At 65.4% G+C, this 4,749-nt stretch carries 7 protein-coding genes, 2 tRNA genes and 1 pseudogene; 1 reads left to right on the top strand and 9 read right to left on the bottom strand.

Annotation, left to right across the window (positions count from 1 at the left end; genetic code table 11):
• Nucleotides 1–30: 30 nt before the first annotated feature.
• The 4 genes and pseudogenes from BGN95_RS23940 to BGN95_RS23950 all read right to left on the bottom strand — a co-directional run bounded on the left by BGN95_RS23940 (nt 31) and on the right by BGN95_RS23950 (nt 2,115).
• Nucleotides 31–588 carry a hypothetical protein gene (locus tag BGN95_RS23940; protein ID WP_286774253.1) on the bottom strand — a complete coding sequence of 186 codons (558 nt, stop codon included), beginning with the start codon at nt 586–588 and terminating at the stop codon, nt 31–33.
• A 229-nt stretch (nt 589–817) separates the two neighbouring features.
• Entirely contained in the window at nt 818–1,210 is a 393-nt protein-coding gene (locus BGN95_RS27165) for a calcium-binding protein (RefSeq protein WP_353744742.1), read from the bottom strand.
• Nucleotides 1,131–1,823, bottom strand: a pseudogene (locus tag BGN95_RS27170) (calcium-binding protein); the annotation flags it as partial. The pseudogene BGN95_RS27170 and the gene BGN95_RS27165, both read right to left, overlap by 80 nt.
• 31 nt (nt 1,824–1,854) lie before the next feature.
• A complete protein-coding gene (locus BGN95_RS23950) occupies nt 1,855–2,115 on the bottom strand; it encodes a hypothetical protein (protein WP_286774255.1) in 261 nt (86 codons plus the stop codon).
• A 256-nt stretch (nt 2,116–2,371) separates the two neighbouring features.
• Between BGN95_RS23950 and BGN95_RS27175 the strand changes: the two genes are divergently transcribed.
• The gene (locus BGN95_RS27175; RefSeq protein ID WP_292870833.1) at nt 2,372–2,560 is read left to right on the top strand and encodes a DUF3263 domain-containing protein; all 189 of its coding nucleotides are present in this window, start codon (nt 2,372–2,374) and stop codon (nt 2,558–2,560) included.
• On the opposite strand, the gene BGN95_RS23955 is transcribed toward BGN95_RS27175, so the two are convergent.
• The 5 genes from BGN95_RS23955 to BGN95_RS23975 form a co-directional block, all read right to left on the bottom strand.
• Nucleotides 2,532–2,951: a hypothetical protein gene (locus BGN95_RS23955; RefSeq protein ID WP_286774256.1), complete on the bottom strand. Its 420-nt coding sequence runs from the start codon at nt 2,949–2,951 to the stop codon at nt 2,532–2,534. The two genes, BGN95_RS27175 and BGN95_RS23955, sit on opposite strands and share 29 nt — an antisense overlap.
• A complete protein-coding gene (locus BGN95_RS23960) occupies nt 2,948–3,142 on the bottom strand; it encodes an NUDIX hydrolase (protein ID WP_286774257.1) in 195 nt (64 codons plus the stop codon). Before BGN95_RS23960 ends, BGN95_RS23955 begins: the two co-directional genes overlap by 4 nt.
• A gap of 68 nt (nt 3,143–3,210) precedes the next feature.
• Nucleotides 3,211–3,284, bottom strand: a tRNA-Met gene (locus BGN95_RS23965).
• A 35-nt stretch (nt 3,285–3,319) separates the two neighbouring features.
• Nucleotides 3,320–3,391, bottom strand: a tRNA-Thr gene (locus BGN95_RS23970).
• 74 nt (nt 3,392–3,465) lie between these two features.
• The coding region (locus BGN95_RS23975) for a M23 family metallopeptidase (protein WP_286774258.1) at nt 3,466–4,749 on the bottom strand (1,284 nt) is incomplete at its 5' end.

A 4,749-nucleotide genomic window follows, 5' to 3' on the forward strand; every position in this document is an offset into this window, starting at 1 on the left:
AAATGGCGCCGGAGCTTTCGAGCTATCCCCTCATCGCGGTGCGGTCGGCGAACGCGCCTCCGTGGTCGACGTACGAAAGAGCGTGAGCGGGGAGGAGGGGACGCGGGGCGGCGCCGCATGCAGCGCGCTCGGCCTGGCCCACGTTTTTGCGGCGTGGAACGCGTCGAACGACAACCGGCCTATCTCCGAGGCGTTCGACATACCAAGAGCGCCAGAGAGTTCGTCGAACGCCTGCAGAAGCACTGTGTACTGGATCTTCTTCCAGGCATCTGCAAGCTCTGGGTTCGGCGCCGGAAATACAGCACTCACCGTTAGCCCGTCTCGCAAGTCTGCGATTGACATTGAGAATTGCACGTCGATGAAAGTCGTCGCATCGACAGGGGTCGCAGACCTAATGGCGTCCAAGGTCGGGGTTGCCATGTCGTCAGTGGCTAGGCGTCGCTCGGCCTTTGCCTGGTTCAGCAGATCGATAACACCGCGGGCGGCTGCGATCATGTGGATCAAGACCTGACCCCAAATAGGACTGTCGGGGTCGACGCTCGTCTTGATTGTGTTCCAGGGGATGGCGCCGGCGTTGTCCGCAGTCATGTACACGAACCCACGGAATCGCGCGTACTGATTGTGGTACTGCGGAATCTTCGCCCGCCCAGATCCCCAGCCCGTTAGACGTGTCTTGTCATTAGCAAGTAGTAGGCGGCCATTGCCGAAGACGAGCCACCCGGCATCCGCCGCCGGACGGGATTGTTCCTCGGGCTCTGCATCCTCGTCAGACAGGGTAGCCACAGGCTGTCACGGAAATGATGGTGGCCGCCGGCGCCTAGTTCGGGTGGGCGAATTGGTATAGCTGAGCCCGATCCCAGACGACGCCGTTGTCGAACTTGACCTGCTCGATTCCATTGCCTGGTGTGGTCGATGTGAGCACGTTGACAAGAGTGAGCGATCCGCCGTCGCTTCCTCCCGGTGAGCTTGAGACCGTGAGTACAAGGTTGTATCCCGAACCGCTGTACGACGCCCGACACGTCGGTCGGCAGTACGCCGACGATCGTGAGCGTGTCGACGTTCGATCCGCTGTAGCTTGAGTCCAGAACGCGATCATTCCCGTCGCCCCGTTGCCATCGGACGGTGTCAGCTCCACTGACGCCGTCGACGATGTCGTCGCCTGCTTTCCCTTCGATGAGGTCACTGAGGCCGAATCCGTTGATGGTGTCATTTCCGGAGGTGCCGGTGAGCGCCTTGGCTTGGATGTCGGTTGTCGTCCACACGGTGCCGTCGTCGAACTCGATCGATTCGATGCCTTTGGTGGTGGTGGATTCGAAAGAGTCCTTCAGGACAACCGTGCCTCCGTCCGCGGCGCCAGGCGACGACTCCGCTATGGTGACCGATACGTCGTTTCCAGCGGTGTGCACGGGAATCGATACCTCCTCGGGGGAAACTCCGTGCAGGCGCAGCCGGTCAGTTCCGCCATTGTTGGATCCGGCTCCGCTGTCAGAGATCGTGTCCGTTCCATCACCGCGGGACCAGTGATATACGTCGTTTCCCAGACCGCCTTCGATGGTGTCGTTGCCTGCGCCCCCCGTGATCTGGTCGGAACCGCCGATCATCGTGCCGCCGGTGATGGTGTCGTTGCCTGCTCCCCCGATGAGCGTGGAGGATGCGGAGCTGATGATCGTGTCGGCTCCATCGCCCCCATACACCGTGTCGCCGACACCAGCAGTAAGCGTGTCATTTCCTCCTCTCCCGTCGATGGTGTCGACTAGCGCGGAGCCCGTGATGGTGTCGTTGTCTTCGGTTCCGGTAAGGGCCCTGGTTCGGACGTCAAGGATACGACGACCCCGCCGACAGTGTCAGGGCGCTCTACCCGTCCTTCGGGTCGAGCGAGACCGCATCCATCGCGGCTCGCATCCGCTCGTCAGATACCACATGGTCCGGGTCCCAGGCGATGAACCATCGAGTCTGGGCTGAGGAGAGGACCCGCATGCCCGCGGCCCGCCCGGCGCGGCGCAGCTCACGACGGAACTCGTCGAGCGGGGCTGGCAGGTCGTCCTTCGCGATCTGGACCGCGCCGTCGGTCTTGAGGCGGGAGACGAACGCGGCGTAGTTGACGGTGACAGTCATCGCCACAGCGTAGGGCAATGTCGGACCCCTCAGGGAAGATGCAGGGATGGGGACTGGGGAGCCGCCTGTTGTGAGGCGTGGGGACGTGTGGATGCGCAACAGCGACGGTTCCCTCGTCTACGTCGTCTACGGAGACGAGTGGCTCGGTGGGGCCGAGGTTGGGTGGTGCACGCTGGACGACACGCGCAGTGGAGGATGCACCCGCGTCCAGTTCCTGCGGCGCTACACCAGGCTGAGCTCGTGACGGGAGCGTGACCTGCTCGACTTCGAGCAAGCGTGGCCGCGGCACTCCGGCCGCAAGGAGGAAGCGATCCGTCGGCATCTGGGGGTCACGCCGGTGCGGTACTACGTGCTCCTACGCCGCGCGGCGGCGTCGCTCGAGGGGCAGGCGCACGACGCGATCACCGCGCACCGGGTTACGGGGCGAAGCGCTGCCTTTCGGTGAGGTAGAGGCCAACCGCGATGTCAGTGATCGGGCCATCCGTGATGCAGGCGGTGGTGATCCCGCTCTCAAACACATCGACGAGGGAGTCTGGGGGGACGCCTTCTCCGCCATCGCCTTTGTTCCGCGCGCCCGTGAGCATGTCGGCAGCTGCCGCCCATCGCTGCTTCTCGCTCATAGCGGTGTTCCAGTCGTTGCAGCTGGTGTCCGAGTAGCTCTTGCCCCACGTCTGCGTGTACTTGGAATCGCCTCCATCGCCAGAGCGCGAGCCGCCCCCGGCGGAGGCGGCCACGACCCAGATCAAGAGCACCACCGCGCCGACGATCAGAAGGATGCCCCAGGGAGGGATTCCCCCGCGCTTGCGCTGCACGCCGGGGAGGCTCCGGTCGCTCATGACGGAACCTTCTTGAGCATCACGTAGATCGACTGGTTCGGGTATGGCGAGGTGATGCTTACCGGCTCCCACCCGCGGCCGACAAGTTCATTGAGCTCGCGGTTGATGGCATCCATCGGCGTCTCGCCGCGCAACTTTGCCCCAGAAGGAAGATGCACGTACCAGTACTCAGTCCCCATGGACGCGAGCATAGCGCTCGCATTTCGCTGGGTAATAGCTGGGTTGGGCGGAGCCGAAACGCCAGGTTCCCAATATTCTGTAGCAGGAGCGGGGCTTGAACCCGCGACCTCACGATTATGAGTCGTGCGCTCTCACCAACTGAGCTACCCTGCCGCGACGCATCCGCAATCAAAGATTCGGATGCTGCGAGCCCCGAGTCAGGATTGAACTGACGACCCCTTCCTTACCATGGAAGTGCTCTGCCACTGAGCTATCGGGGCGTGCCCGGACGCGTCCAGGCAACTAGAAGAGGATATCAGAGCCGACGGCCGCCTCTTCAATCGACCGGAGCCGATCAGCAGGTGGCGTGCTGGTGCAGCCAGGGCAGCGGATCGATCGGCGTCACGCCGTTCTGGAGGATCTCGAGGTGCGTGTGCGCACCGAACGAGAAGCCGGTGTTGCCGGTCCGGCCGATGTACTGGCCGACCTGCACCTTCTCACCCGCGTGCACCTGCAGCGAACCGTGCTGCATGTGGGCGTAGCGGCTGGAGACGAGCTTGCCGTCGATGATGTGATCGATGATGATCATCACGCCGTAGCCGCCACCGGCCTCCGTCGCGACGCGGACAGTGCCATCGGCGATGGCCTGGATGTGCGCACCCGCGCCGGGCGTGAAGTCGACGCCCTCGTGGAACTCGCCGGGCCGCGGACCGAAGCCGTACGTGATCGGAACGCCGACGGCGAAGGGCCACTGCACCGCGCACGCCGGGTTGTTGGTGAACCACTTGCTCGACAGGTTGGAGATGCCCGTCGTGCCGGCGAGCTCGACCAATGTGCCCGTGCTGTAGTTGCCGGAGCGGTCGAGGTCGTCGCTCGACACCGGCGCGGCATCGGCCGGCGCGACGTAGGCCTGGATCTTGGCGGTGTCGTTCGCGGCCACGTCGCCCGCCATCTGCGTGGCTGCGGCGTTCGTCACGGTGTCGTCGCTGCTGACGGCGGCGATCGCCTGCTGCGGGAGCGTCATCCCGACCGTGAGGAGCCCCACGACGCCCACGACCGCCACGGAGAACGAGGCGGCGGCAATGCGCTTGCCCGTCGGCCGCGTACGCGTGGCGCGGGAGGCGGGAGCCGACGTACGACGAGGCGTACGCTTCTTCGCCCGGTGGTGACCGGCAGGCGTCCCGGATGCCTCGGCGGCCGGCTCGTCGGCGAGCTGCTGCGCAATCGGCTCTGCGGCGGGGCGCTGCACGGGCGTCTCGCCGGTGAAGGAGAAGAGGCGGGCCGCGGCCTCGAAGGCGTCGACACCGGATGCCTCGGCTCCCTCGGCCCGGACACGCTCGTCGGCCGGCGACACGCTCGCGGGCGCAGGCACGTCGACCGGCTCGAGCAGCTCGAACGGCGCCGTGACCTGGGCGGGCTCTGCCGCGACGTGCGGCGTGGGCTCGACCATGACGGGCACGGCGACCGGCGCCTCGGCGACCTGCTCGGCCGTGGAGGCGACGATCGACTCCGGCGCGACGGATGCCTCGGCCGCCGTTGACGAGACGCCGTCGACGCCCGAAGGCTCGACGACCTCGGCAACGGTGTCGGAGACCACAGGAAGGACATCAGACGTGGAAACGCCGGGCTTCGCGAGAGT

The sequence above is a fragment of the Sphingomonas sp. 66-10 genome (genome assembly GCF_001897045.1).
Taxonomy (GTDB): Bacteria; Pseudomonadota; Alphaproteobacteria; order Sphingomonadales; family Sphingomonadaceae; genus Sphingomonas; species Sphingomonas lycopersici.